We start from the raw sequence: 24,124 nt of genomic DNA, 5'->3' as shown, positions 1-24,124 counted from the left end.
TTGGTCGCGCCCACCGGAATGTGAACACCCGGCTTGCCCGTCGCCGCACTGCCGTTGTGGCAGCTGGCGCAATTGGTGGCGGCAGTAAACGTCGAATGATCGACCTTGGCGGTGCTCCAGCTGCTGGTGCTGCTGTGGCAACTCTCGCACACGGTCTGTCCCGCGTGGATGGCGGTGCCGGGTTTGATCGCAGCATGGCAGGTGGCGCACTGACCGCTCACCGACACGCTGGCATGCAGGCGGGCTGGTGTCCAAGACGAGAAGCCTGCCTTGTGGCAACTGTCGCAGTTGGCGCCTGCCAGGCTCGCAACGCTCTGGTAAGGCGTGTGCGTCGCGGGCTTGCCGCTGGCGGCGGTGAACGCGCCGCTGTGGCAACTGGCGCATTGGTTCACCACCGTGGCCTGGGTGTGGTTCCACTTGGTCGGCTTCCAGCCGGTGGTGTTGTGGCAACTCACGCAGTTGGTCGCTGCCACCGGGATGTGCGCACCGGGCTTGCCGGTCGCCGCACTGCCGTTGTGGCAACTGGTGCAGCTGGTCGAGGCATTGAACGCGCTGTGATCGACCTTGCCAGCACTCCAGCTGCTCGTGCTCTTGTGACAGTTCTCGCATACCGTCTGGCCGGCATGGATGGCCGTCGCCGGCTTGAGCGCTGCGTGGCAGCTCGCGCACTGGCTGCTCACCGTCACGCTGGCGTGCAGTCGCGCAGGCGCCCAGCTGGTGAAGCCGGCCTTGTGGCAACTGTCGCAGTTGGCAGCCGCCAGGCTCGCAACGCTCTGGTATGGCGTATGGGTCGCAGGCTTGCCGTCGGCCGGTGGATTGGCACCGCTGTGGCAGCTGGCGCATTGGCCGCTCACAGCCAGTTGCGCATGGTTCCACTTGGTGGGCTTCCAGCCGGTGGTGTTGTGGCAACTCACGCAGTTGGCCGCTGCCACCGGGATGTGCGCGCCCGGCTTGCCCGTCGCGGCGCTGCCGTTGTGGCAACTGGTGCAATTGGTCGAGGCATTGAACGCACCGTGATCGACCTTGCCCGCGCTCCAGCTGGTGGTGGACTTGTGGCAGGTCTCGCAGGTGCTCTGGCCGGCGTGTATCGGTGTGTTGGGCTTGCTTGCACTGTGGCAGCTGGCGCATTGGGCGCTGACTGCGGCACTGGTGTGCAGCCGCGCCGGCGTCCACGACGCAAAGCCGGCCTTGTGGCAGCTGTCACAAGCCATGGATGCGAGCGCCGCGACCGCCGTGTAGGGCGTATGCGTGGCGGGTCGGCCGGTCGCCCGCTGGCCGTTGTGGCACGTCGCACAAGTGCCTGCCACCACACCCGCATGACTGAAACCGCTGGCGGGCTTCCAGGCGGTGGGACGATGGCAGCTGTCGCAACTGGCCGTCGTCTGGATGTGATCGCCGGTCTTGCCTGTCGCCTGCGCGCCGTTGTGACAGCTCGCGCAGCTGCCTGCGGCCACGCCCACGTGGTCCATGCGCGCGACGCTGAAACTGCGCGTGTTGTGGCAGGTATCGCAGGCCAGCACGGTCGGGATATGGGTGGCCGCCTTGACGGTGTTGTTGCGGGCAAAGCGGCCGCCACTGGTGTGGCACGACTCGCAGTCGCGGGGCGTGCCCTTGAAGACGCCGCCAATATGGCAGCTCTCGCAGCGCTGGTTCTGGTGCGCGCCCTTGAGCGCAAAGCCGGTGCGCAGGTGGTCGAACTCGCTGGTCGTTGCCGCCGTCGCCGCGCCCGCCATCAGCAGGGCGAACAACGCGACGAGCGCCATGCAGGCAAGACGGATCGTTCTCATCGGCCCGTCCCCGATGCAGGCGCAGGCGCAGGCGCAGGCCCAGCCGAGCGATGGCGCACCTGGCTCCACCGCGTGGTCACGTGGCATTGATCGCAGCGCGCGCCAAAGTCTCGGTCGTGCGCGTCGTCTTTCGCATGGCAAGCGACGCACTCACGCGAGACAGCAGCAGCGCTTCGACCGGCCGGTGCGGGTTGCGTGTGGCAGGTTTCGCAGGCCGCCTTCACATGCGCGCCGGTCAACGGATAGTTGGTCTGGCGCTCATGGTCGAAGCGCCACAGCCGCCAGGCGCGCACGTTGTGGCAACTCTCGCATGCGCTGGCGAACCGGCTCTTGTGCCGGTCGTCCTTGCGATGGCAGCCGATGCAATCGCGCGGTGCATCGCGATAGCGCAGGCTCTCATGGCAGCTCTTGCACGGCACGATGGTGTGTGCGCCGCCCAGTGCGAAACGCGCCTGCGCGTGATCAAAGCGCGCCTTGTTCCAGCGCACGTCGTCATGGCAGCTCTCGCAGCGCTCACCCAATTGCGCCTCGTGCCTGTCATCCTTGCGGTGGCAACTCAGGCAACTGGTGGGCGTGTTGCGATAGCTGCGTACGTCACGGTGGCAATCCTTGCAGGCAACAGTTGCTGCCGCATGCCCGCCGCGCAGCGCAAAGCGGGTGCGTGCATGGTCGAATCGCGTCGCCTTCCAGTTCGTCTCGGTGTGGCAGTCGGCGCAGCGCTCGCCCAGTTTCGCCTCGTGCCTGTCGTCCTTGCGATGGCAGGCCACGCAGGTGCTCGGCGCCTCCCGATACACCTGGCTCTGGTGGCAGTCCTTGCAGGCTGCCTGCACATGCTTGCCCAGCAGCGGATACGCGGTGCGGTCGTGATCGAAGCGCTGCACTTCCTTCCAGCCGCGCTCGGTATGGCAGCTTGCGCATTGCTGGCCGAGCGTTCCCTTGTGCTTGTCGTCCTTGCGATGGCAGCTGATGCACTCGGTGGACGTCTTCTCGCGGTAAAGCGTCGTGGTGTGGCAGCTGGTGCAGCGAACTTCGCGATGCTTGTCGCGCAAGGGGTAGCGGGTGTCGGTGTCGTGGCGAAAGCTGATGTCGCGCCAGCGCCGCTCGCCATGGCAGCTCTCGCATTTTTCGCCGAACTGCGCCTTGTGCCTGTCGTCCTTGCGGTGGCAGCCGATGCAGGTCATCGGCGTTTCCTTGTACTCGCGGCTCTTGTGGCACGACTCGCACTTCGCGCCCTGGTGCGCACCGCTCAGCTCGAACCGGGTCTTGCTGTGGTCAAAGCGGGTGTCGCGCCAGTTCCTTTCGTCGTGGCAGCTCTCGCATTTGGGCCCCAGCGCGGCTTTGTGAACGTCGTCCTTGCGATGGCAGCTCTGGCAGTCGTGCGCGGCAGCGCTGTATTTTTTGCCGGGTGCATGGCACTTGCTGCATTCGGCTTCACGATGCTTGCCGCGCAGCACATAGTCGGTGAGCTGATGGTCGAACGTACGGGTATCGAGCGGCGCAATCTGCACGTCACGCCCCCGATGGTCGGTGTGGCAGCTGCGGCAGGGCTGCGGCTTCTGGCGTCCATGCAGGCCGGTGCGCTCGGCCAGGTCGCGGCCGATGTCCTTGTGGCAGTCCACGCACAGCTTGTCCTGCGCCTTGCGATCGAACGGAATGTGGCAGCTGCGGCAGCTGTTGTCCCATTTGGCGTGGGCCTTGACGAGCACCCCCGGCGCCAGCACCGACTCCACGGTCTGCGCGTGCGATGGCTGGCCGGGCAGCAGCCACAGCAGCATGCATGCCGCAACCAGCCGGAACATGCTTGCGGCAACGCTCATGGCAAGGGATGGGGCGGCGGCGGGACTGCATGGCGGCGCATGTCATCAATAGGCGTGCACGGCCACCACATGGACCAGGGCACACAGCACCATCACATACACAAATGGCACATGCAGCACGTGCCACAGCGAAAACAGCCGCGTGGCGCTGTCGAATTGCGCAGCCCGCAGCGCCAGCTGCAAATAGTCCAGCACGTGTTCGCGCATCGAGAGGTACTCGGCGCGACGCCGGGCCGCATTCCAGTTGCGTGCCCGTGCGCGCCGCTGCACCGCCAGCTGCAACGCAGCCATGCACCGGCGTCGCGCGGCAAGCTGGCGCCACGGCAACACGGCAAAGGCGCGTGCATGCCTGCCCCAGCGACCCGGCACGCGCAGGGCATCGGCCTCGAACGCCAGGAGCTCGCGTTCCACGGCAGGGGCGTCCTCAAACATCCGGTGCAGGCTGTCGTGATGCAGACCCAGGCGCCGATGCAACTGCGCAAGGCCTTCCAGTTCGCCGCTGAGACCGCGGTGCGTGCGCAGGTAGAGAAAGCGCCCCACGACACCACTGGCCGCCACGATCAGCATGCTGTAGAGCGCCACGCCCGCGTTCAGCGAGCCGATGTGGAAGGTGGAGTGAACCAGGATCAGCACCGGCCCGCCGATGCCCAGCAGCATGTGCACGGCAAACCACCATTTGGCCGCGCCCCAGTGCTGCATCACCCGCACGCGCTTGCGCAGTGGATAGGCAAACAGCAGCAGCATCATGACGCCGCCTGCAACGCCCAGCCAGTAGCCGGTATCGGAGCCGGCTTTCAGGCCCGTCATGTCGACCACGCCCCACGCGCCCAGCACCAGGGCTGCGATGGCCAGATAGACCAGCTTCTCGCTGAAGACGCGCCGCGGCTTCGATGCGACGCGGGGGTTCGGCTGCACGGGAGTCGGGAAAGTGGTGTCGGGAGAGCCCATGTCAGCCACTCTTGCGGCAATTGCAACCGCGCGCATTAAGCTCGTCTGTAGATGTAACAGACGGGGCAGTCACGCCGGACGGCCTCACTGCTGAGTGAGAGCTTGGCGTCGCAATGCGTGGCGAGATCATTGAAAACCCCTGACTGGATTTACATCCGGTAATACCTTGGCATGCATGATCGTGGGCGGCGTTCCACAATCGCCCCGCCTGATGTTCGGGCGTGCACCTGAAGCGGACCTGAAGTTGAAGCCGGACGCGCCCACAACTTCAGCCCCGGTTAAGCAAGGGCGCGCAGCCTGCAGGGGTGTGCAGCCATCCCCATCGCGTAGAAGCGCTCGTCTCCTTGCCCAGCCCCCAGCTCGGGCAGGAGCGTTACCGCTGCCTGCACGCGGCGAGCGAGATCGTCTTTGACATGGCGCAAGGGGCCGTCTTCGCCAGAGGCGAACGGGTAGCGCTGACGCGCAGCGAGCTTGTCGTGCTGCGGGTGCTGGTCGAGCATGCCGGGGACACGGTGAGACGCGAGACGCTCGAACAGCGCCTGTACCGCTGGGGCCAGGAGTTGAGCAGCAACGCCATCGACGTCCATATCCACGCACTGCGGCGCAAGCTCAAGCCGGAAATCATCGAAACCCGGCGCGGCGTGGGTTTCAGGCTCAATCCCGACGGCTGGCCGCAGGCCAATGCCATGATCGGGTAATTGCCGTCCAGTTGCCATGCCCAGTGGGGGCGGCTGGCGATGGCCGCAAACCGGACTGACCATGAAACCCGACGACTTCGACGACGACCCGGAAGATCCGCTGCACACGCCGGCGCAGCGCGCCACGGCTGCGGCCCGCAGCACCTGGGTGAGTGTGGGCGTCAACCTGGTGCTCACCACCCTGCAGATCACAGTCGGCATCCTGGCCAAGTCGCAGGCCCTGGTCGCAGACGGCATTCACTCGCTGTCGGACCTGGTCGCAGACTTTGTCGTGCTGTTCGCCAGCCACCACGCAAAGAAGGAGGCCGACGAAGGCCATCCTTTCGGCCACCAGCGCTTTGAAACGGCGGCCTCGCTCATACTCGGCGCGCTCTTGCTGGCGGTTGGGGTGGGCATGCTCTGGTCGGCCGCCCAAAAACTGCAATCGCCCGAACTGGTGCAGCAGGTGCATGTCATCGCCTTGTGGGTGGCCGGCGGCGCACTCGTCTCCAAGGAGCTGCTCTTTCGCTACATGCTGTCGGTCGCCAAGCGGGTCAAGTCGAGCATGCTGGTAGCCAACGCCTGGCATGCCCGATCGGATGCGGCGTCCTCACTGGTCGTGGGAATCGGCATCATCGGCAATCTGGCGGGGTACCCGATTCTTGACCCGATTGCAGCCCTCATCGTCGGCTTCATGGTCGCCAAAATGGGATGGGGCTTCAGCTGGGATGCGATGCACGACCTCATGGACAGGTCGGTGGATGACCAGGAGGTCAGCGCGATCCGCCAGACGCTGGTGGCAACCCCCGGCGTGAAGAATGTTCACGACATCCGCACCCGCAAGATGGGCGACATGATCGTCGTCGATGCGCACATCGAGGTCGATGGAACACTCACTGTCGAGGCGGGGCACGATATCGCCGTTGAGGCGCGCCAGCGTGTGATGCAGCGCCACCGGGTGCTCAACCTCATGACGCACGTGGACCCGTGGCTTCGCCCCGATGGTGACCACGCGAGCGCGTCAGTCACCCCCAACTGACCGCACGCTGCGATCAGTCTGCGCAATCAATCCGTGGACGCGGCGCTTTCTTCGGGCGCTTTGGTGTGCTTGATGAAGATGGTCGAGGCCCAGATGCCCACTTCGTAGAGCAGGCACATCGGCACGGCCAGGGCCAGCTGCGACACGACATCGGGCGGCGTGATCACGGCAGCTATGACAAACGCCAGCACCACGAAGTAACCGCGAAACTCCCGGAGCTTCTGCACGGTGACGATGCCCATGCGAGCCAGCACCACCACCACCACCGGCACCTCGAAAGCCAGGCCGAATGCGATGAACATGGTGAGCACAAAGCTGAGATAGGCCTCGATATCAGGTGCAGCCGTGATGCTCTTGGGCGCAAAGCTCTGGATGAAGGCGAACACCTGCCCGAAGACAAAGTAATAGCAAAACGCCACGCCGATGAAAAACAGCAGCGTGCTGGAGATCACCAGCGGCATCACCAGCTTCTTTTCGTGCGAATAAAGCCCCGGCGCGACGAAGGCCCAGGCCTGGTACAGCACCACAGGCAATGCGATGAGAAAAGCACTCATCAGCAGGATCTTGAGCGGGACGAGAAAAGGCGAAATGACCGAGGTGGCGATCAGCGTCGCGCCCTTGGGCAGGTGCGCAATCAGCGGCGCAGCCAGGATGTCGTAGAGCGCGCCCGGACCGGGGTACATGAACAGCACGGCCGCCACGATGCCGATCGCGATCATCGCCTTGATCAGGCGGTCGCGCAGTTCGACGAGGTGGGCGACGAAGGGCTGCTCGGTGCCCGCGAGCTCGTCTTCTTTGTTCGTGTCCATCAGTTGAATTTATGCGGGCGGTAGCGGGCCACTCGTGCCGCGCCTGAAAGCGCCTTGGTACGGATGCCGTTTCGCGCCTTGTACCAGGTGGGCGTGGCGCCCTGCTTGATGCGCCACTTCTTCTTGGGGTGACGGTATTCAGGGTAGATCTGCGGCATTTCCAGCGCCGACATATCGGTCGTGCTGTTCGACAGCGAAGCGGCGTCATTGAGATCGCGCTCCACCTGGCTCATGCCGCCGTGGATGGAGCTTTCGACGTCGCGCGCAGCCGTCTCCACCGTCTCCTTCATCTTCTTGAGCTCTTCCAGGTCCATGGACCGGTTGACCTCGGCCTTGACGTCGGCCACGTAACGCTGCGCCTTGCCCAGGAGCGTGCCCACCGTGCGTGCGACGCGCGGCAGTTTTTCGGGGCCGATGACGATCAACGCCACGGCGCCGATCACCATCATCTTCTCGATGCCCAGATCGATCACAGCGAGGCGTCCATCAGGTCATTCACGCAGTCATTCACCGGGTCTAGCTCTTGTTGCGAGCTTCGACGTCGATCGTCGTCTTGTCGGGTGCGCCGGGCTGCTGCGAGGCACTCACCTGGCTCTGCGCCTGGGGCGGCACCGGTGTTTCGGGCGCGGCGCCGTCCTTGATGCCGTCCTTGAAGCCCTTCACCGCTCCGCCGAGGTCGGTGCCGATGTTCTTGAGCTTCTTGGTGCCAAAGACCAGCACGATGATCAAAAGGACGATCAGCCAATGCCAAATCGAAAAGGAACCCATGAATTTCTCCTGTACTGATTGGGGATGATTCTAGTCGCGCAGGGTGAATGACCCTTTGGCGAACTCACGCAGGAAAAGCCTGCGAACTCAGCCTTTGGCCCAGGGGCGCGGGCCGCCCATGACGTGGACGTGCAGGTGCTGGACTTCCTGTCCGCCTTCGGCCCCGGTATTGGTAACAATGCGAAAGCCGCCCTGTGGATAGGGCCGGCAACCTTCCTGCAGCGCCAGCCTGGGTGCAAGGGCCATCATGCGGCCTAAAAGCGCCTGGTGCCTGTCTTCCACCTGCGCCATCGATGCGATGTGCTCCTTGGGAACCATCAGGAAATGAACCGGAGCCCAGGGGTTGATGTCGTGGAAGGCGAGCATCTCGTCGTCTTCGTAAACCTTGCGCGACGGGATCTTGCCTTCGACGATCTTGCAGAAAATGCAGCTCGGGTCACTGGCGCTCATGGACGCTTTCCTTTTCAGAACGGCGGCTTGCCGTCGGCGAACTTGACGATGCCGCGCAGGCACCGGTAGAGGTACCACAGGCCCACGATGGTCCAGGCGATCATGCCGGGCACGAAAAACAGGATGAACAAAGGCGAGGTGACGAGCAGCCAGAGCAGCGTCCACCAGAAGGTGGAGATCATGTAGTTGTGGTGGCTCGCGTACACCGCGTCCTGCTCGTCGCTGCGCTTGACGTAGTTCAGGATGAGGGCAATCACGGCAAGCGATCCGAAGCTCGCCCACGCGATGGTGTGCAGCCCGTACAGGATGTACATGAAGGTGCGGTCGCCCTCGTTCTTGCTTTCGAAAACCGCGAAATCAGTTTCGGCCATTGCGTCTGCTCCTTCAGGTCACTGTTCCAGGTTTTCACGGGCCTGCACTTTGCGCAGGGCTTTTTCCTCGATGCCGCTCGTGCCTTCGCGGCGCTCGAGCTCGGCCAGCACATCGGCGGGCCTCAGATCGTAGTGCGCCAGCGCGACCAGGCAATGAAACCACAGGTCGGCCATCTCGCTCACCACCTTGGCGCGATCGCCGCCGTGGTCCGCATCTTTCGCGGCCATCACCAGTTCCGTCGCCTCTTCACCGACCTTCTTGAGAAATGCATCCGGCCCCTTGTCGAGCAGCCGCGCGACATAACTGGCCTGCGGATCGCCGCCGTTGGCCTTCTTGCGGCTCTCGACAATGTCGGCCAGCCGTGCCAGGACATCGCTTGCGTTGGATTGCGCTTTCATTGCGTCGCTCTTCATTTGTAGATGGTCGAGGGGTCTTTCAAGACCGGCTCCACCGATTCCCACTTTCCATCACGGTAAAGCTGGAAAAAACAACTGTGCCGTCCTGTGTGGCAGGCGATGGACGGGTCGTGCCCGTGCTGCGTCACCTTGAGCAGCACGACGTCGTTGTCGCAGTCGAGCCGCATTTCGTGGACGGCCTGCACATGGCCCGACTCTTCGCCCTTGAACCACAGCTTCGCTCGCGAGCGGCTGTAGTACACCGCGCGGCCGGTTTCAGCCGTCTGTGCAAGTGCCTCGCGATCCATCCACGCGAACATGAGCACATCGCCGCTGGAGGCTTCCTGCGCGATGACGGGGACGAGCCCATTCGTGTCCCACCTGACCTGATCCAACCAATCCATGGCGGTATTGTGACGCGAGCTACAGGCGAACCGGGATGCCGCGCTCGGCCATTCGCGCCTTGGCCTGGCCGACGGTGAATTCGCCGTAGTGGAAGATGCTGGCGGCCAGCACCGCATCGGCGCCGCCAATCTGGATGCCGTCGGCCAGGTCGTCGAGGGTGCCCACGCCGCCCGAAGCAATGACCGGCACCGAGACCGCATCGCTGACCGCGCGAGTCAATTCGAGGTCGAACCCGGATTTGGTGCCGTCCCGGTCCATGCTGGTGAGCAGGATTTCGCCAGCGCCGCGCTGCGCCATCTCGGTGGCCCAGGCAACGGCGTCCAGCCCGGTGTTCTTGCGGCCGCCGTGGCTGTACACGTCCCAGCCGCCGCCCACCCTTCGCTTGGCGTCGATGGCCACCACGATGCACTGCGCGCCGTATTTGTCGGAGGCTGCGTTGATCACCGAAGGGTCCGCGATGGCAGCGGAATTGAACGAGGTCTTGTCGGCGCCTGCATTGAGCAATCGGCGCACATCCTCGACGGTTCGCACGCCCCCGCCGACGGTCAGCGGGATGAAAACCTGGGAGGCGACTGCCTCGATGATGTGAAGGATCAGGTCGCGGTTGTCGCTGGTCGCGGTGATGTCCAGGAAGGTGAGCTCGTCTGCGCCCTGCTCGTTGTAGCGGGCCGCGATTTCAACCGGGTCACCGGCGTCACGCAGTTCAACGAAGTTCACGCCCTTGACGACGCGCCCGCCCGTGACATCGAGGCAGGGGATGATTCTTTTGGCGAGCACGCTAGGCCTGGCCGAGTTCGTCGGCTTTGGCTTGCGCCGCCACGAAGTCGAGATCGCCCGAATACACCGCGCGGCCGCAGATCACGCCTTCGATGCCTTCGTCTTCAACCGCGCAGAGGTTCTCGATGTCCGCCATGCTGCCCAGCCCGCCCGAGGCGATGACGGGAATCGTGAGCGCCTGCGCCAGCTTCACCGTCGCTTCGATGTTGATGCCGGTGAGCATGCCGTCACGGCCGATATCGGTGTAGATGATCGATTCGACGCCCCAGTCCTCGAACTTGCGCGCGAGATCAACCACTTCATGCCCCGTGAGCTTGCTCCAGCCATCGGTGGCGACCTTGCCGTCTTTGGCGTCGAGGCCCACGATGATGTGCCCGCCAAACGCGCTGCATGCATCCTTGAGGAACCCGGGGTTTTTCACGGCGGCGGTGCCGATGATGACGTAGCGAAGGCCGCCGTCGATGTAGCGCTCGATGGTGTCCAGGTCGCGGATGCCGCCGCCCAGCTGCACCGGGATATCGTCACCGACCGCCTTGAGGATGGTCTTGACTGCTGCGAAATTCTGCGGCTTGCCGGCGAAGGCGCCGTTGAGGTCCACCAGGTGCAGGCGACGGGCGCCGCGCGCCAGCCAGGTGCGCGCCATGGCGGCGGGGTCTTCGCTGAAGGTGGTCGCCTGCTCCATGTCGCCCTGTTTGAGGCGCACGCAGTGGCCGTCCTTGATATCGATCGCGGGAATTAAAAGCATGGTCAGATGCGGACAGCGCCGGGCACGATGCCGGCGGGAACGTGGGTTTCAGGGAGTCCAGTGCAGGAAATTGCGATAAAGGGTCAGGCCCTGGTCCGAACTTTTCTCGGGATGGAACTGGGTAGCAAAAATATTATCGCGTGCAATCGCGGCCGTAAAGCGACCGCCGTAATCGGCTTCCCCTACGCTGTGGCGCGCATCCGACGGCCGGGCGTAGAAACTGTGGACGAAATAAAAGTAACTCGCATCCGGCACGCCCGCCCAGATGGGGTGCGGCACGGCCTGGTAGACCTGGTTCCATCCCATCTGCGGAACCTTGAACCGGCTGCCATCGGCTTGCAAACGGCCCTGCAGGTCGAACTTGAGTACTTCGCCGTGGATCAGCCCCAGTCCGTCGGTCGGCCCTTCGTGGCTGCGGTCCAGCATCATCTGCATGCCGACGCACACACCCATGAGCGGCTTGGTCGCCGCAGCTTCGAGCACCGATTCCTTCAGGCCCGAGTCACGCAGTTCCCGCATGCAGTCGGGCATCGCGCCCTGCCCCGGCAGCACGACCCGCTCGGCCGCGCGAACTTCGTCGGGGCGCGAGGTCACCAGGACTTGGTAACCCGAGTCCTGCGCGACATGCATCACCGCCTGCGCCACCGAGCGCAGGTTGCCCATGCCGTAGTCGACGACCGCGACAGTTTTCAGAGCGATCCCTTGGTGGATGGAATGGTGCCGGCCATGCGCGGATCGAGCTCCATCGCAAAGCGAAGCGCGCGGGCGAAAGCCTTGAACACGGTTTCGCACTGGTGGTGTGCGTTCTGGCCGCGCAGGTTGTCGATATGCAGCGTGACGAAGGCGTGATTGACGAAGCCCTGGAAGAACTCGTGGGCGAGCTGGCTGTCAAAGGTGCCGATCATGCCGCTCTTGAACGGCACATCCATGACCAGGCCGGGGCGTCCCGAGAAATCAATGACCACGCGCGACAGCGCTTCGTCCAGCGGCACATAGGCATGGCCGTAGCGGCGGATGCCCTTCTTGTCGCCAATCGCCTTGAACACAGCCTGGCCGAAAGCGATGCCCACATCTTCGACCGTGTGGTGGCCGTCGATGTGCAGGTCGCCTTTGGCTTCGATCTCGATATCGATCAGGCCGTGCCGCGCGATCTGGTCGAGCATGTGGTCGAAAAAGCCGATACCGGTCGACAGGCGTGACTTGCCCGTGCCGTCGATGTTGACCCGCACGGTGATCTGCGTTTCCGCTGTGTTGCGGGTGACTTCAGCGACGCGTTCGGTGGCGGTTGCGGTGGTGGGGACAGTGGTCATAGGGAAGCTTCGAGGGCCTTCATCATCTGCGCATTTTCTTCTGCGGTGCCGACCGTCAGGCGCAGGCAATTGGCCAGCGATGGGTGCATTTTAGAAACGTTCTTGACCAGGATGCCATGCGACTTCATGCCGTCGAAGGTCTTCGCGGCATCGGGCACGCGCACCAGGATCATGTTGGCATCGCTGGGCCAGGACTTCACGGCAGGGATTCGGGCCAGCGCCGTCACGAGCAAGGCGCGCTGCTCACGAATGTCGGCGGCCTGCGCGGCGAAGACGGCTTCGTGCTCCAGGCAAAACAGGGCCGTTTCGGCGTTGAGGACACTGATGTTGTAGGGCGGGCGAACCTTGTCCACCTCGGCGATCAGCGCCTTGGGGCCGATCATGTAGCCGATGCGCACACCGGCCAGGCCAAACTTGCTCATCGTGCGCATCAGCAGCACATGCGAGTGCTTCGCAACGCGGTCGATGTAGCTGCGCGCGGCAAACGGCTGGTAAGCCTCGTCCATCACCACGATGCCGGGAGCTGCCTGGATGATGCGTTCGATGGCATCGTCGTTCCACAGGTTGGCCGTCGGGTTGTTCGGATAGGCGATGTAGACGATGGCGGGCTTGTGCTGCGCAATCGCGGCCAGCATCGCATCGGCGTCGAGCTCAAAGTCTGCGGTGAGCGGCACGGCGACAAAGTTCAGCCCCTGCAGCTTTGCACTCATCGCATACATCACGAAGCCCGGCTCGGGTGCGAGGATGGTCGCGCCGGGCACGTCGCACGCGAGCGCCAGCAGCGAGATTAATTCGTCTGAGCCGTTGCCCAGCATGATGTCGAAGCCATCGGGCATGCCCGCGTGTTTCGCCAGCGCTGCGCGCAGCTCATTGGGCAGGTCACCGGGGTAGCGATTGAGCGCCAGCGCGCCGAGGCGCTTGCCCAATGCAGCCTGCAGCTCAGGTGACAGCCGGTGCGGGTTCTCCATCGCGTCGAGCTTGACCAGGCCCCTGGAGTCCTGGATGGCATACGCGTGCATGGACTGCACGTCTTGCCGGAAGACGTGCAGCGGCACGGTCTGTTGTGAATCACTCATCGTTTCAGCCTCATTTCTGCCGCACGCGCATGGGCCTGCAGGCCTTCGCCATGCGCCAGCACCGAAGCAATGGCGCCCAGGGCCTGCGCGCCGGCTTCGCTCACCTCGATGAGGCTGCTGCGCTTCTGGAAGTCATACACGCCCAGCGGGCTGGAAAACCTGGAGGTACCGCTGGTGGGCAGCACGTGGTTGGGCCCGGCGCAATAGTCGCCCAGCGACTCGCTCGTCCATGCGCCGAGAAAGATCGCGCCCGCGTGCTTCAGGCGCGGCTCCCAAAGGTGCGGATCGTGGCTTGCAATTTCCAGGTGTTCGGGCGCGATGCGATTGCTGATGTCGCAGGCTTCTTCCATGCTGCGGGTATGGATCAGCGCTCCGCGGCCGCTCAGTGACTTCGCGATGATTTCGGCGCGCGGCATTTCAGGAAGCAGGCGGTCGATCGCCTGCTGCACCTGCTCGATGTACGCAGCGTCGGGACACAAGAGAATGCTCTGCGCCAGCTCATCGTGCTCGGCTTGCGAGAACAAGTCCATCGCGACCCAGTCGGGCGGCGTGGTGCCATCGGCCAGCACGAGGATCTCGCTGGGGCCGGCAATCATGTCGATGCCCACCGCGCCGAAAACACGCCGCTTGGCGCTTGCCACATAGGCGTTGCCCGGCCCGGTGATCTTGTCCACGCGTGGAATCGTCTGCGTGCCGTAAGCCAGCGCGCCGACCGCCTGCGCACCGCCCACGGTGAACGCGCGACTCACACCCGACACATAGGCGGCAGCCAGCACCAGCTGGTTCTTCTCGCCACGCGGCGTGGGGACCACCATGATGATTTCGCCGACGCCTGCGACCTGCGCCGGAATCGCGTTCATCAACACCGATGACGGATATGCCGCCTTGCCGCCGGGCACATAGATGCCCACGCGGTCCAGCGGTGTGACCTTCTGGCCCAACAGCGTGCCGTGCTCATCGCGATAGCTCCAGCTCTCGCCGGTCGCTCGCTTCTGGGCGACGTGATACGCACGCACGCGATTGGCGGCGGCCTGCAGGGCTTCGCGCTGCTGCGCGGGCAACTGGTTGTAGGCGTTCTTGAGTTCGCGCGCTTCCAGTTCGAGCTGCGCCATTGCGGTGACATCCAGCGCATCGAATCGGGCCGTGTATTCCAGCACCGCTGCATCGCCGCGCTTTTTCACGTCGGCAAGAATGCCTTCGACCGCCGTTTCGACCTGCGAATCGGTATCAGCCGACCAATGCAGGCGCTGGTTGAATTGCGCTTCGAAATCGGCTGAGTCGGTCGCAAGGCGCAGCGGCCGGGCAGTCCAGTTCATCGGTGTCAGTCCTGGGCAATGGCGGAAGAAAATGCGTCGATCACGCTGCGAATGGCGGACTGCTTGAGTTTGAGTGCAGCCTGGTTGACCACCAGGCGCGAGCTGATGTCCATGATGCGCTCGACCTCGACCAGGTGGTTCGCCTTGAGCGTGTTGCCGGTGGAGACCAGGTCGACGATAGCGTCGGCCAGCCCTGTGAGCGGCGCGAGTTCCATGCTGCCGTACAGCTTGATCATGTCGACGTGCACGCCCTTGGCAGCGAAGAATTCGCGCGCGATGTTCACGTATTTGGTGGCGACTTTCAGCCGCGAGCCCTGGCGCACTGCACTGGCGTAATCAAAATCGGAGCGCACGGCGACGCTCACCCTGCATCTGGCAATGCGCAGGTCCAGCGGCTGGTACAGGCCCGATCCGCGGCCCCAGTCGGCGCTGTGTTCGATCAGCGTGTCGAGCCCCGTCACCCCCAGGTCCGCACCGCCGTACTGCACATAGGTGGGCACATCGCTCGCACGAACGATGACCACGCGCACGTCCGGGCGAGTTGTTGCCAGGATCAGCTTGCGCGACTTCTCGGGGTCTTCGGTGACCTCGATGCCGGCTGCGCGCAGCAGCGGCAGGGTTTCTTCGAAGATGCGTCCCTTTGACAGGGCCAGGGTCAGCATGGGTTCAGGCATGGACTCAGGAAATCCGCTCGATGTCTGCGCCGATGCCACGCAGCTTGGTTTCCATCTGGTCGTAGCCGCGATCCAGGTGATAGATGCGGTCCACGATGGTTTCGCCTTGCGCCACCAGGCCGGCGATCACCAGGCTGGCCGACGCGCGCAGGTCGGTCGCCATGACGACGGCGCCCGAGAGCTTCTCCACTCCTTCGATCACGGCGAACTTGCCGTCGACCTGGATGTTCGCACCCAGGCGCACCATTTCATTGACGTGCATGAAACGGTTTTCAAAGATCGTCTCGGTCACCTTGGAAGGACCTTCGGCAATGATGTTGAGCGCCATGAACTGCGCCTGCATGTCGGTCGGAAAGCCCGGGTACTCGGTGGTGCGAAAGCTCTGGGCCGTGAGACGCCCCTGCGACTTGATGTGGATGCCGTCTTCGACCGGCGTGACCGTCGCACCCGCTGCGCGCAGCAGGTCGATCACGGCGCCCAGGTGCTCGGCGCGGCCGTGGCGCAGCGTGACATCACCGCCTGCGGCAGCCACAGCGCAGAGAAACGTGCCGGCCTCGATGCGGTCGGCGACCACGCGATGGGTCGCCCCGTGCAGCTTTTCCACGCCCTGGATCGTGATGCGCTCTGTCCCGTGGCCTTCGATCTTCGCGCCCATGGCAATCAGCATTTCGGCCAGGTCCACGATCTCCGGCTCTTGCGCCGCGTTTTCCAGCACCGTGGTGCCTTCGGCGAGCGTGGCGGCCATCAGGAAGTTTTCGGTGCCGGTGACAGTCACCATGTCGGTGCGAATGTTCGCGCCCTTCAGGCGGCTCCAGCCCTTGGGCAGCTTGGCGATCATGTAGCCGTGCTCGACCGTGATCTCGGCGCCCATCATCTGCATGCCCTTGATGTGCTGGTCAACTGGCCTGGAGCCGATGGCGCATCCGCCGGGCAGCGACACGGTCGCTTCACCAAAGCGCGCCAGCAGGGGACCGAGGGCGAGCACCGCGGCGCGCATGGTCTTGACCAGCTCATAGGGCGCTTCCGGCGAACTCAGTCGCGCGGAGTCGATACGTACCGTGCCTTGCGCATCGCGCTCCACGGTCACGCCCATGTTGCGGATGAGCGTGAGCATGGTTGCCACGTCCTGCAGGCGGGGCACGTTCTCCAGCACCATCGGATCGGAAGTGAGCAGCGTTGCGCACAGTTCAGGCAGCGCGGCGTTCTTGGCGCCGGAAATCCGGACCTCGCCGTGGAGCTGGTGGCCCCCGCGAATCAGAAGCTTGTCCATATCGGTCTATTTGGGTTCGTTGGCCCACTCGGCGGGCGTCAATGTCTTCATCGAAAGTGCGTGCACTTCGTCTGTCTGCATTCTCGCACCGAGGGTGGCGTATACACGCTGGTGGCGCTGGATCAGGCGCTTGCCCTCGAACTGCGAGGAAACGATCACGGCGCTCCAGTGGCGCCCGTCGCCTGACACTTCGAGGTGGTCGCAGGCAAGGCCCGAGGCGATGAGGGATTGGAGTTCTTCGGCGGTCATGGCAGGGTCGTCTGAGTGAGGTCAGCTCCGGATTTTGTAGCCGATTCGCAGCAAGTGGACGGCAATCGAGCTCACCACGAGAAAAGCCGTGCCCACGATGGCCAGGCTGAGCCACGGCGACACATCGCTCACCCCGAAAAAGCCGTAGCGAAAGCCGTCGATCATGTAGAAAAACGGGTTGAGATGGCTCACCTGCTGCCAGAACGCAGGCAGGGAATGGATGGAATAGAACACGCCCGACAGAAACGTCATCGGCATGATGATGAAGTTCTGGAACGCCGCCATCTGGTCGAACTTGTCGGCCCAGAGACCGGCAATGACGCCCAGCGAGCCCATCAGGCCTGCGCCCAGCACCGCGAACACGATGATCCACAGCGGCGCCTCGAACGAGGGCTGGCCGAAAAACGCAGTCACCGCAAACACGCCCAGGCCCACGGCGAGACCGCGAGCAATCGAGGAGCCCACGTAGGCGGTGAACCACGCCCAGTGCGACAGCGGCGTCAGCAGCAGGAACACCAGGCTGCCCATGATCTTGCTTTGCACCAGCGAAGACGCGCTGTTGGCAAACGAGTTCTGCAGCACGCTCATCATCACCAGGCCAGGGACGAGAAACGCGGTGTAGCTCACCTTGTCATAGACCTTCACATGGTCCTGCAGCACATGGCCGAAGATCAGCATGTAGAGCACCGCCGTGAGCACCGGGGCGGCCACCGTCTGGAAGCTCACCTTGTAGAAGCGCAGGACTTCCTTGTAGAGCAGGGTCTGCCAGCCGTTCATTTGGCGGCCTCCAGCGCAGTTTGGCCGGGCTGGGCCAGTGCTTCAGGCGACTTCTCACCATGGCGCGACATCACGTCCAGGAACACGTCTTCGAGGTCGGCCTTGCGGATCTCGACGTCTTCTACTCGCAAGCCAGCCTCGCGAATGACGGCCAGATAGCGCTCGATCTCGTGCGCGTCATGTGCGGGCAACTGCACGATGCGACCCGTGACGCGGGCCTTGCCTTCAAACTCTTTTGGCAGCGCGCTGTCCATCTTGAAGCGCAGCACATTGCTTGAAGCCGCCTTGAGCAACTCACTCGTGCGCTCCAGCGCCACCAGGCGGCCGGTCTTGAGCATGGCGATGCGCCCGCACAGGGCTTCCGCTTCCTCGAGGTAGTGGGTGGTCAGCAGCACGGTGTGACCCTGCTTGTTCAGCCTGGCGATGAATTGCCACAGCGTCTGTCGCAGTTCCACATCGACACCGGCTGTCGGCTCGTCGAGCACGATGACGGGCGGCTTGTGCACCAGCGCCTGCGCGACCAGCACGCGGCGCTTCATGCCGCCCGAGAGCTGGCGCATATTGGAATTGGCCTTGTCGGCCAGGCCCAGGCTTTCCAGCAGCTCGTCGATCCAGGGGCCGTTGTTCTTGACGCCGAAGTAGCCCGACTGGATGCGCAGCGCCTCGCGCACGTTGAAAAAGGGATCGAAGACGAGTTCCTGCGGCACCACGCCCAGACGCCTGCGGGCATTGGCATAGTCGGTCTGGACATCGTGGCCCAGCACGCTGACGCTGCCTGACGTGGCTCGCGTGAGACCGGCCAGGATGCTGATCATGGTGGTCTTGCCGGCGCCGTTGGGGCCGAGCAAGCCAAAGAACTCGCCCTCCTCGATGTCGAGGCTCACGTTGTCGAGCGCCTTGAGGGAATTCCCGCGTGCGGACGAATAGTGCTTGGAAACCGATTGGAAGGAGATGGCGGGCATGGGGAGCCCGGGATTTTACCGGGCGGGCGCAACACAGCCCGATGGAGCGGGCAATCGCCTTACGGCGCCGCCGGAAGCAGCTGCGCTACGCCGTAAAGCGTGGCGAGTTCGCGAAGGCGCGCCGGCATGCGGCTGATCGAGAGAGTTTTGCCCATCGCCAGCGCTTCACGCCGGCATTCGAGCAGCACTGCGAGAGCGGACGAGTCGAAGTGCGTGAGCGCGCTGGCATCGGCCACCACCGCAGCGTCCGCGTGCGAAGCAAGCCCCTGCACCAGCATGCGGCAGCTGGCCACCGCATGCGCATGGGTCAGCTCGGCGGGCAGCACCAGCATGGCCGTTCAGCCCTTGGCGTTGGACTTGTTGCGCGTTGCCAGCGCTGCGATCAACCCGTCGATGCCCTTGGAATTGATTTCGGTGGCGAACTGGCTGCGATAGGTCTCGACCAGCCACACGCCCAGCACGTTCAGGTTGTAGATCTTCCAGCCCGAGCCCTGCCCTGGGGTCTTTTCCAGACGGTAGTCCAGCTGGATCGGATCGCCACGGCCGCGAATCTCGGTGCGCACGAGCACATCGGTATCGGTGGTCGCACCGCGCTGCGGCTTGATGCTGATCGTCTGGTCGTCCACTTGCGACAGCGCGCCTGAGTAGGTGCGCACCAACAGGACCTTGAATTCTTCCTGCAGACGCTTTTGCTGCTCGGGCGTGGCCTGGCGCCATGCCGGGCCGACTGCGGCGGCCGTCATGCGCTGGAAGTTGACGTTGGGCATGATCTTGCTGTCGACCAGGGCAATCACGCGCGAGGTGTCGCCGGCCTGGATCGCCTTGTCCTGCCGGATGGCGCCCAGCACGTCATCGGACAGGCGCTTGATCATCACGTCCGGCGTTTCTTCGGCGGCGTGGGCCAGCGGCGCCATGCCGACTCCCGCGAAGGCGGCGACTGCTGCGATGGATGCAATCCACTCGATGAGAGATCTTCTTTTCAATTCAAACCTTTCGTGCGGTCACTGGCCGCAAAGTCATCGTTGGAACGCCCGGCGTCCCACGGGTTCCGGTTACATGCGGGCCGGTGCAACAGTTTGCAACGTCCGCTCAAATTATTTGGGCGCGGGCGTGCCGTCAGCCTTGGGTTCCTGGCCGGCATTGCCATCGGATGTGATTTCGCTGATTTCGGCGCGGCGGCGCTGCAAGTGCGCATCGCGCGTGAAGGTGTACCTGTCCAGGGCGGCTTCATCGATCACGGTCCCGACGCGCAGCAGGTTCGAGCGCGTGTCGATCAGGCGCAACGTGGAGAGGGTGTAGCGAGTCCCCCAGGGGTTGACCTGGCCGAGCGGGTCTGCCTTGCGATCAAAAGGCAGCGCGATGGCGTCGCGCATGGTGGAAGGACCAAACACCGGCAGCACCAGATACGGGCCCGCCGGAACGCCCCAGCGCCCTAGCGTCTGGCCCAGGTCTTCCTTGTGACGCTCGATGTTCAGTTCGCTCGCGATGTCCAGGATGCCGCCCAGCCCGAAGAACGTGTTGACGTTCAGGCGCATGAAGTTTTCTGCGGCGTCGCCGAACTTGAACTGCAGCGCGCTGTTGACCGTCGACCAGGCATCGCCGAGGTTGCCGAAGAAATTGCTGACACCGGTGCGGGCCAGGGGCGGCACCACCTGTTTGTAGACGGTGGCGGCTGGCTTGAGCGCCATCGAATCAATGCCGTCATTGAACGACATCATGTTGCGGTTGAATGATTCGAACGGATCGCGCGATGTTGCATTGGGGCTGGCGCAACCGGTGAGCAGTACCAGGACACCCGCGAGCAGGGCCGCAACCGCACTGCGTCGATGACCCAGACAGAACAATGAGAAGAACGAGAAGAGTGGCGGGGAAGTCAAAGTCATTTCTTGGCAGCCGACGCCGCCGAACTGCTTCCTTCGGCGGCCTTGTTATAGAGAAATTGCCCGATCAGGTTTTCAAGCACGACAGCCGATTGGGTTGCGGTGATGGTATCGCCTGCCGCCAGATTCTTCTCGTCGGCCCCAGCCTCTACACCTATGTACTGCTCGCCCAGCAGTCCGCTTGTCAGGATCTTCAGCGAGCTGTCTTTCGGAAAGGCATAACGACTCTCGACTGCCAGTGTCACCAGGGCCTGGTAGGACTTGGTATCGAAGGTGATCGCATCGACCCGGCCGACCACCACGCCCGCACTTTTGACGGCTGCCTGGCGTTTCAGCCCACCGATATTGTCGAACTTGGCTGACACGCGATAGGTCGGCTGGAAACTCAGCGACAGCAGGTTCGCTGATTGCAACGCCAGAAAAACAAGCGCTGCGGCACCGATGAGCACGAACAGACCCACCCAGATATCGCTTTTTGACTTTTGCATAGTGCCTCGAGCCCCCATCAAATACTGAACATCAAGGTCGTGAGGACAAAATCGAGTCCCAGCACGGCCAGAGAAGCAATCACCACCGTACGCGTTGTCGCGCGCGACACACCCTCGGGGGTCGCATGGGCCTCAAAGCCCTGCAGCAACGCGATGAACGTCACGGTGACGCCAAAAACAAAACTCTTGATGACGCCATTGCCGACGTCACGCCAGACATCGACACCGCCCTGCATCTGGCTCCAGAAAGCGCCGGGGTCCACGCCGATCAGCAGGACGCCGACGACCCAGCCGCCAATGACACCGACGGCGCTGAACACCGCGGCCAGCACCGGCATGACGAGGATGCCGGCCCAGAAACGCGGCGCAAGAATGCGCTGCACCGGATCGACCGCCATCATTTCCATGGCGCTCAACTGCTCGCCTGCTTTCATCAAGCCGATCTCGGCTGTGAGCGAGGTGCCGGCACGCCCGGCAAAAAGCAGTGCGGTCACCACCGGGCCGAGTTCGCGCACCAGACTCAATGTCACCAGCAGTCCCAGCGCCTCGGACGAACCGTAGCGCTGCAAGGTGTAGTAGCCCTGCAGGCCCAGCACAAAGCCGACGAAGAGGCCGGAAACCGTGATGATCGCCAGCGAATAGTTGCCCAGGAAATGGATCTGGTCGCGCACCAGGCCGAAGCGGCGCAGCGTCGGCCCGGCCATGGCCACGAGCCGCATGAAAAGTCGCGTGGCATAGCCGATATCCACGAGCTTGGCGCGAACAGCAAAGCCGACAGCGGCAGGATTGAACCAGCTCATCCGTTGAATCCCCCGCTGTAATCCTGCACTGCCGTGGGGCCGGGATAGTGAAATGCCACCGGCCCCTCGGCACGCGCGTTCACGAACTGCTCGATGAGCGGGTCTTTCGATGCGCGCACTTCCTGCGGCGTGCCCTGGGCGGCAACTTTGCCATTGGCCAGGATGATCACCTGGTCTGCGATGGCAAAGGTTTCGACCAGGTCATGCGAGACCACGATGCTGGTGATGCCCAGCGTGTCGTTCAGCCTGCGGATGAGCTGCGCAGCCGTGCCGAGGGAAATCGGGTCGAGCCCTGCGAAGGGCTCGTCGTACATGATGAGGTCGGGGTCGAGTGCGATTGCTCGTGCCAGCGCGACACGGCGTGCCATGCCACCCGAAATCTCACTGGGCATCAGATCGCGTGCGCCTCGCAGGCCCACGGCGTCGAGCTTCATCAACACGATGTCGCGAATGAGGCTTTCCGTCAGGCCGCTGTGTTCGCGAAGCGGGAATGCCACGTTGTCGAAAACCGAGAGATCGGTAAAGAGCGCACCAAACTGGAACAGCATGCCCATGCGCCTGCGCGCGTCATACAGGCCGGACTGGCTGAGCTTGCCGACATCCTTGCCTTCGAACAGGAGTTCACCGCTATTGGCACGTACCTGGCCGCCGATCAGGCGAAGCACGGTGGTCTTGCCACCGCCGGACGCGCCCATGAGCGCCGTCACTTTTCCACGCGGAACGGTGAGGGAAAGGTTGTCGAGAATGAGGCGCGAGCCGTAGCCAAAACTCAAGTTACGGCATTCGACGAGCGCGCCTTCGGCGGGTTCAGTCATCGGCGCGATGATAAGGCTTGGGCGATTAGCCCTGCCTTAGCGATCAACGTGGCAGATCCGAAAACCCCATGAGGAATTCATCGACCGAGCGCGCCGCCTGGCGTCCTTCACGAATCGCCCACACCACCAGCGACTGGCCGCGACGGATGTCGCCTGCAGCAAACACCTTGGGTACGTTGGTCGCGTAGCCGCCGATGAAATCGGTCGTGGCCTTCGCGTTGCCGCGCGCGTCCTTCTCGACGCCGAAGCCTTCGAGAATGCTCGCAACAGGGCTCACGAAGCCCATCGCCAGCAGCACCAGATCGGCCTTGAGCACCTGCTCGCTGCCAGCGACTTCGCTCATCTTGCCGTCTTTCCACTCGACGCGAACCGTCTTCAGGCCGGTGACCTTGCCCTTTTCGCCGATGAACTCCTTGGTGGCGATGGCGAACTCGCGCTCGCATCCCTCTTCATGGCTGGAGCTGCTGCGAAGCTTGTAGGGCCAGTAAGGCCAGGTCAGCGGCTTGTTCTCGTGCTCGGGCGGCTGCGGCATCAGTTCGAACTGCGTCACGCTGGTCGCGCCGTGGCGGTTGCTGGTGCCCACGCAGTCGGAGCCGGTATCGCCACCGCCGATCACGATCACGCTCTTGCCTGTCGCCGTGAGCTGACCCTTGATCTTGTCGCCAGCGTTGACCTTGTTTTGCTGCGGCAGGAATTCCATCGCGAAGTGAACGCCGTCCAGTTCGCGGCCCGGCACAGGCAGGTCGCGCGATTGCTCTGAGCCGCCGGTGAGCAGCACAGCGTCGAACTGCGCTTGCAGGTCGGCAGGAGAAATCGTTTCTTTCGCCCAGTTGGTCACCTTGCTGCCCTTGGGCAACTCGCCAATCATCACGCCAGTGCGAAAGGTCACGCCCTCTGCCTTCATCTGCTCCACGCGGCGGTCGATGTGCGACTTCTCCATCTTGAAGTCGGGGATGCCGTAGCGCAGCAGGCCGCCGATGCGATCGTTCTTCTCGAACAGCGTGACGTCATGGCCCACGCGTGCAAGCTGCTGCGCTGCTGCCATGCCCGCAGGGCCGGAGCCCACGACAGCCACTTTCTTGCCGGTGCGGATGCGCGCGGGACGCGGCTTGACGATGCCCATTTCCCAGGCCTTGTCGATGATGGCGTGCTCGATCGACTTGATGCCGACCGGATCGTCGTTCACGTTCAACACGCAGGCTTCTTCGCACGGTGCGGGACAGATGCGGCCCGTGAACTCGGGGAAGTTGTTGGTCGAATCCAGCACCAGGAATGCATCGTCCCAGTCGCTGCGATAGACCAGGTCGTTGAAGTCCGGAATGATGTTGTTGACGGGGCAGCCCGAGTTGCAAAACGGCGTGCCGCAATCCATGCAGCGCGCGCCTTGCACCTTGGCCTGCTCGTCGCTCAGGCCGATGACGAATTCCTTGTAGTGCTTCACGCGTTCGGCAACGGGCTTGTAGCCCTCTTCGACGCGCTCGTACTCCATGAAGCCGGTGATTTTTCCCATGATTTTTT

Annotated in this window: 30 protein-coding genes; 2 read left to right on the top strand and 28 right to left on the bottom strand. The window is 63.6% G+C overall.

All coding sequences use genetic code 11. The annotated features are described in order from the left end of the window. The 3 genes from AQ12_RS10235 to AQ12_RS10225 form a co-directional block, all read right to left on the bottom strand. Positions 1–1,787 (bottom strand): cytochrome c3 family protein (locus AQ12_RS10235; protein WP_202967495.1); only part of this gene is annotated, 1,787 nt, incomplete at its 3' end. After that, positions 1,784–3,604 carry a cytochrome c3 family protein gene (locus AQ12_RS10230; protein WP_053076659.1) on the bottom strand — a complete coding sequence of 607 codons (1,821 nt, stop codon included), beginning with the start codon at positions 3,602–3,604 and terminating at the stop codon, positions 1,784–1,786. The genes AQ12_RS10230 and AQ12_RS10235, both read right to left, overlap by 4 nt. A gap of 45 nt (positions 3,605–3,649) precedes the next feature. Beyond that, positions 3,650–4,552 carry a hypothetical protein gene (locus AQ12_RS10225; protein WP_053076658.1) on the bottom strand — a complete coding sequence of 301 codons (903 nt, stop codon included), beginning with the start codon at positions 4,550–4,552 and terminating at the stop codon, positions 3,650–3,652. A gap of 344 nt (positions 4,553–4,896) precedes the next feature. On the opposite strand from AQ12_RS10225, the gene AQ12_RS10220 reads away from it, so the two are divergent. Beyond that, complete coding sequence (locus AQ12_RS10220) at positions 4,897–5,250, top strand: winged helix-turn-helix domain-containing protein (RefSeq protein WP_053076657.1); 354 nt, start codon at positions 4,897–4,899, stop codon at positions 5,248–5,250. Between the two features lie 61 nt (positions 5,251–5,311). Beyond that, positions 5,312–6,268 carry a cation diffusion facilitator family transporter gene (locus tag AQ12_RS10215; RefSeq protein WP_048439811.1) on the top strand — a complete coding sequence of 319 codons (957 nt, stop codon included), beginning with the start codon at positions 5,312–5,314 and terminating at the stop codon, positions 6,266–6,268. 26 nt (positions 6,269–6,294) lie between these two features. Here the strand turns inward: AQ12_RS10215 and tatC are convergent, their stop codons facing one another. The 25 genes from tatC to AQ12_RS10090 all read right to left on the bottom strand — a co-directional run bounded on the left by tatC (position 6,295) and on the right by AQ12_RS10090 (position 24,116). Beyond that, complete coding sequence (gene tatC, locus AQ12_RS10210; protein WP_369799009.1) at positions 6,295–7,077, bottom strand: twin-arginine translocase subunit TatC; 783 nt, start codon at positions 7,075–7,077, stop codon at positions 6,295–6,297. Beyond that, positions 7,077–7,550, bottom strand: coding sequence for a Sec-independent protein translocase protein TatB (gene tatB, locus AQ12_RS10205; protein ID WP_048439743.1), 474 nt, complete (start codon positions 7,548–7,550; stop codon positions 7,077–7,079). The genes tatC and tatB overlap by 1 nt, the downstream gene beginning before the upstream one ends. A gap of 43 nt (positions 7,551–7,593) precedes the next feature. After that, positions 7,594–7,845 carry a Sec-independent protein translocase subunit TatA gene (gene tatA / locus AQ12_RS10200; RefSeq protein WP_048439742.1) on the bottom strand — a complete coding sequence of 84 codons (252 nt, stop codon included), beginning with the start codon at positions 7,843–7,845 and terminating at the stop codon, positions 7,594–7,596. A gap of 87 nt (positions 7,846–7,932) precedes the next feature. Continuing rightward, positions 7,933–8,295: a histidine triad nucleotide-binding protein gene (locus tag AQ12_RS10195; protein WP_048439741.1), complete on the bottom strand. Its 363-nt coding sequence runs from the start codon at positions 8,293–8,295 to the stop codon at positions 7,933–7,935. 14 nt (positions 8,296–8,309) lie between these two features. Continuing rightward, the gene (locus AQ12_RS10190; RefSeq protein ID WP_048439740.1) at positions 8,310–8,666 is read right to left on the bottom strand and encodes a membrane protein; all 357 of its coding nucleotides are present in this window, start codon (positions 8,664–8,666) and stop codon (positions 8,310–8,312) included. Positions 8,667–8,684: 18 nt separating this feature from the next. Continuing rightward, positions 8,685–9,080, bottom strand: coding sequence for a phosphoribosyl-ATP diphosphatase (locus AQ12_RS10185; protein ID WP_048439739.1), 396 nt, complete (start codon positions 9,078–9,080; stop codon positions 8,685–8,687). Next, the gene (hisI, locus tag AQ12_RS10180) at positions 9,077–9,466 is read right to left on the bottom strand and encodes a phosphoribosyl-AMP cyclohydrolase (protein WP_048439738.1); all 390 of its coding nucleotides are present in this window, start codon (positions 9,464–9,466) and stop codon (positions 9,077–9,079) included. Before hisI ends, AQ12_RS10185 begins: the two co-directional genes overlap by 4 nt. 19 nt (positions 9,467–9,485) lie before the next feature. Further along, positions 9,486–10,244 (bottom strand): imidazole glycerol phosphate synthase subunit HisF, encoded by a 759-nt coding sequence (gene hisF / locus AQ12_RS10175; RefSeq protein WP_048439737.1) that lies wholly within the window; start codon positions 10,242–10,244, stop codon positions 9,486–9,488. Position 10,245: 1 nt separating this feature from the next. Beyond that, on the bottom strand, positions 10,246–10,989 hold the full coding sequence (hisA, locus tag AQ12_RS10170) for a 1-(5-phosphoribosyl)-5-[(5-phosphoribosylamino)methylideneamino]imidazole-4-carboxamide isomerase (protein ID WP_048439736.1): 744 nt from the start codon (positions 10,987–10,989) through the stop codon (positions 10,246–10,248). A gap of 48 nt (positions 10,990–11,037) precedes the next feature. Beyond that, on the bottom strand, positions 11,038–11,688 hold the full coding sequence (gene hisH / locus AQ12_RS10165) for an imidazole glycerol phosphate synthase subunit HisH (RefSeq protein WP_369799011.1): 651 nt from the start codon (positions 11,686–11,688) through the stop codon (positions 11,038–11,040). After that, positions 11,679–12,299: an imidazoleglycerol-phosphate dehydratase HisB gene (gene hisB / locus AQ12_RS10160; RefSeq protein WP_048439734.1), complete on the bottom strand. Its 621-nt coding sequence runs from the start codon at positions 12,297–12,299 to the stop codon at positions 11,679–11,681. The genes hisH and hisB overlap by 10 nt, the downstream gene beginning before the upstream one ends. Further along, the gene (gene hisC / locus AQ12_RS10155) at positions 12,296–13,375 is read right to left on the bottom strand and encodes a histidinol-phosphate transaminase (protein ID WP_048439733.1); all 1,080 of its coding nucleotides are present in this window, start codon (positions 13,373–13,375) and stop codon (positions 12,296–12,298) included. The genes hisB and hisC overlap by 4 nt, the downstream gene beginning before the upstream one ends. Further along, positions 13,372–14,691 carry a histidinol dehydrogenase gene (gene hisD, locus AQ12_RS10150; RefSeq protein ID WP_048439732.1) on the bottom strand — a complete coding sequence of 440 codons (1,320 nt, stop codon included), beginning with the start codon at positions 14,689–14,691 and terminating at the stop codon, positions 13,372–13,374. Before hisD ends, hisC begins: the two co-directional genes overlap by 4 nt. Before the next feature lie 5 nt (positions 14,692–14,696). After that, positions 14,697–15,353 (bottom strand): ATP phosphoribosyltransferase, encoded by a 657-nt coding sequence (gene hisG / locus AQ12_RS10145; RefSeq protein WP_048439731.1) that lies wholly within the window; start codon positions 15,351–15,353, stop codon positions 14,697–14,699. Positions 15,354–15,369: 16 nt separating this feature from the next. Next, entirely contained in the window at positions 15,370–16,635 is a 1,266-nt protein-coding gene (gene murA, locus AQ12_RS10140) for a UDP-N-acetylglucosamine 1-carboxyvinyltransferase (RefSeq protein ID WP_048439730.1), read from the bottom strand. Between the two features lie 6 nt (positions 16,636–16,641). Beyond that, positions 16,642–16,884, bottom strand: a complete 243-nt coding sequence (locus AQ12_RS10135; protein ID WP_048439729.1) for a BolA family protein — start codon at positions 16,882–16,884, stop codon at positions 16,642–16,644. A 21-nt stretch (positions 16,885–16,905) separates the two neighbouring features. Then, complete coding sequence (locus tag AQ12_RS10130; RefSeq protein ID WP_048439728.1) at positions 16,906–17,661, bottom strand: ABC transporter permease; 756 nt, start codon at positions 17,659–17,661, stop codon at positions 16,906–16,908. Next, on the bottom strand, positions 17,658–18,623 hold the full coding sequence (locus tag AQ12_RS10125) for an ABC transporter ATP-binding protein (RefSeq protein WP_048439727.1): 966 nt from the start codon (positions 18,621–18,623) through the stop codon (positions 17,658–17,660). Before AQ12_RS10125 ends, AQ12_RS10130 begins: the two co-directional genes overlap by 4 nt. 59 nt (positions 18,624–18,682) lie before the next feature. Continuing rightward, positions 18,683–18,955: a lipid asymmetry maintenance protein MlaB gene (locus AQ12_RS10120; protein WP_048439726.1), complete on the bottom strand. Its 273-nt coding sequence runs from the start codon at positions 18,953–18,955 to the stop codon at positions 18,683–18,685. A 6-nt stretch (positions 18,956–18,961) separates the two neighbouring features. Then, positions 18,962–19,606, bottom strand: coding sequence for a phospholipid-binding protein MlaC (locus AQ12_RS10115; RefSeq protein WP_369799008.1), 645 nt, complete (start codon positions 19,604–19,606; stop codon positions 18,962–18,964). 111 nt (positions 19,607–19,717) lie between these two features. Further along, on the bottom strand, positions 19,718–20,506 hold the full coding sequence (locus AQ12_RS10110; protein WP_082151517.1) for a VacJ family lipoprotein: 789 nt from the start codon (positions 20,504–20,506) through the stop codon (positions 19,718–19,720). Further along, a complete protein-coding gene (mlaD, locus tag AQ12_RS10105; protein WP_048439724.1) occupies positions 20,503–20,991 on the bottom strand; it encodes an outer membrane lipid asymmetry maintenance protein MlaD in 489 nt (162 codons plus the stop codon). The genes AQ12_RS10110 and mlaD overlap by 4 nt, the downstream gene beginning before the upstream one ends. A gap of 17 nt (positions 20,992–21,008) precedes the next feature. After that, a complete protein-coding gene (gene mlaE / locus AQ12_RS10100; protein WP_048439723.1) occupies positions 21,009–21,791 on the bottom strand; it encodes a lipid asymmetry maintenance ABC transporter permease subunit MlaE in 783 nt (260 codons plus the stop codon). Continuing rightward, on the bottom strand, positions 21,788–22,606 hold the full coding sequence (locus AQ12_RS10095; RefSeq protein ID WP_048439722.1) for an ABC transporter ATP-binding protein: 819 nt from the start codon (positions 22,604–22,606) through the stop codon (positions 21,788–21,790). The genes mlaE and AQ12_RS10095 overlap by 4 nt, the downstream gene beginning before the upstream one ends. 43 nt (positions 22,607–22,649) lie before the next feature. Further along, the gene (locus AQ12_RS10090; RefSeq protein WP_048439721.1) at positions 22,650–24,116 is read right to left on the bottom strand and encodes a glutamate synthase subunit beta; all 1,467 of its coding nucleotides are present in this window, start codon (positions 24,114–24,116) and stop codon (positions 22,650–22,652) included. Positions 24,117–24,124: the final 8 nt, after the last annotated feature.

It is taken from the genome of Caenimonas sp. SL110 (assembly GCF_001044395.1).
Taxonomy (GTDB): domain Bacteria; phylum Pseudomonadota; class Gammaproteobacteria; order Burkholderiales; family Burkholderiaceae_C; genus Ramlibacter.
The sequence above is the reverse complement of the archived record's forward strand: the minus strand, read 5'-3'. Positions and strand labels throughout refer to the sequence as shown.

Bases quoted from the DNA above. Each gene is read 5' to 3' on its own strand.
- AQ12_RS10110 (WP_082151517.1), bottom strand. From the start codon at position 20,506: ATGACTTTGACTTCCCCGCCACTCTTCTCGTTCTTCTCATTGTTCTGT.
- AQ12_RS10225 (WP_053076658.1), bottom strand. From the start codon at position 4,552: ATGGGCTCTCCCGACACCACTTTCCCGACTCCCGTGCAGCCGAACCCC.
- mlaD (WP_048439724.1), bottom strand. From the start codon at position 20,991: ATGCAAAAGTCAAAAAGCGATATCTGGGTGGGTCTGTTCGTGCTCATC.
- AQ12_RS10125 (WP_048439727.1), bottom strand. From the start codon at position 18,623: ATGCCCGCCATCTCCTTCCAATCGGTTTCCAAGCACTATTCGTCCGCA.
- hisC (WP_048439733.1), bottom strand. From the start codon at position 13,375: ATGAGTGATTCACAACAGACCGTGCCGCTGCACGTCTTCCGGCAAGAC.
- AQ12_RS10090 (WP_048439721.1), bottom strand. From the start codon at position 24,116: ATGGGAAAAATCACCGGCTTCATGGAGTACGAGCGCGTCGAAGAGGGC.
- tatC (WP_369799009.1), bottom strand. From the start codon at position 7,077: ATGGACACGAACAAAGAAGACGAGCTCGCGGGCACCGAGCAGCCCTTC.
- AQ12_RS10135 (WP_048439729.1), bottom strand. From the start codon at position 16,884: ATGACCGCCGAAGAACTCCAATCCCTCATCGCCTCGGGCCTTGCCTGC.
- AQ12_RS10195 (WP_048439741.1), bottom strand. From the start codon at position 8,295: ATGAGCGCCAGTGACCCGAGCTGCATTTTCTGCAAGATCGTCGAAGGC.
- hisB (WP_048439734.1), bottom strand. From the start codon at position 12,299: ATGACCACTGTCCCCACCACCGCAACCGCCACCGAACGCGTCGCTGAA.
- AQ12_RS10190 (WP_048439740.1), bottom strand. From the start codon at position 8,666: ATGGCCGAAACTGATTTCGCGGTTTTCGAAAGCAAGAACGAGGGCGAC.
- AQ12_RS10120 (WP_048439726.1), bottom strand. From the start codon at position 18,955: ATGCTGGTGCTGCCCGCCGAGCTGACCCATGCGCATGCGGTGGCCAGC.
- AQ12_RS10130 (WP_048439728.1), bottom strand. From the start codon at position 17,661: ATGAACGGCTGGCAGACCCTGCTCTACAAGGAAGTCCTGCGCTTCTAC.
- hisA (WP_048439736.1), bottom strand. From the start codon at position 10,989: ATGCTTTTAATTCCCGCGATCGATATCAAGGACGGCCACTGCGTGCGC.
- hisI (WP_048439738.1), bottom strand. From the start codon at position 9,466: ATGGATTGGTTGGATCAGGTCAGGTGGGACACGAATGGGCTCGTCCCC.
- hisG (WP_048439731.1), bottom strand. From the start codon at position 15,353: ATGCTGACCCTGGCCCTGTCAAAGGGACGCATCTTCGAAGAAACCCTG.
- AQ12_RS10230 (WP_053076659.1), bottom strand. From the start codon at position 3,604: ATGAGCGTTGCCGCAAGCATGTTCCGGCTGGTTGCGGCATGCATGCTG.
- tatA (WP_048439742.1), bottom strand. From the start codon at position 7,845: ATGGGTTCCTTTTCGATTTGGCATTGGCTGATCGTCCTTTTGATCATC.
- AQ12_RS10095 (WP_048439722.1), bottom strand. From the start codon at position 22,606: ATGACTGAACCCGCCGAAGGCGCGCTCGTCGAATGCCGTAACTTGAGT.
- mlaE (WP_048439723.1), bottom strand. From the start codon at position 21,791: ATGAGCTGGTTCAATCCTGCCGCTGTCGGCTTTGCTGTTCGCGCCAAG.
- murA (WP_048439730.1), bottom strand. From the start codon at position 16,635: ATGGACAAGCTTCTGATTCGCGGGGGCCACCAGCTCCACGGCGAGGTC.
- hisD (WP_048439732.1), bottom strand. From the start codon at position 14,691: ATGAACTGGACTGCCCGGCCGCTGCGCCTTGCGACCGACTCAGCCGAT.
- AQ12_RS10215 (WP_048439811.1), top strand. From the start codon at position 5,312: ATGAAACCCGACGACTTCGACGACGACCCGGAAGATCCGCTGCACACG.
- AQ12_RS10185 (WP_048439739.1), bottom strand. From the start codon at position 9,080: ATGAAGAGCGACGCAATGAAAGCGCAATCCAACGCAAGCGATGTCCTG.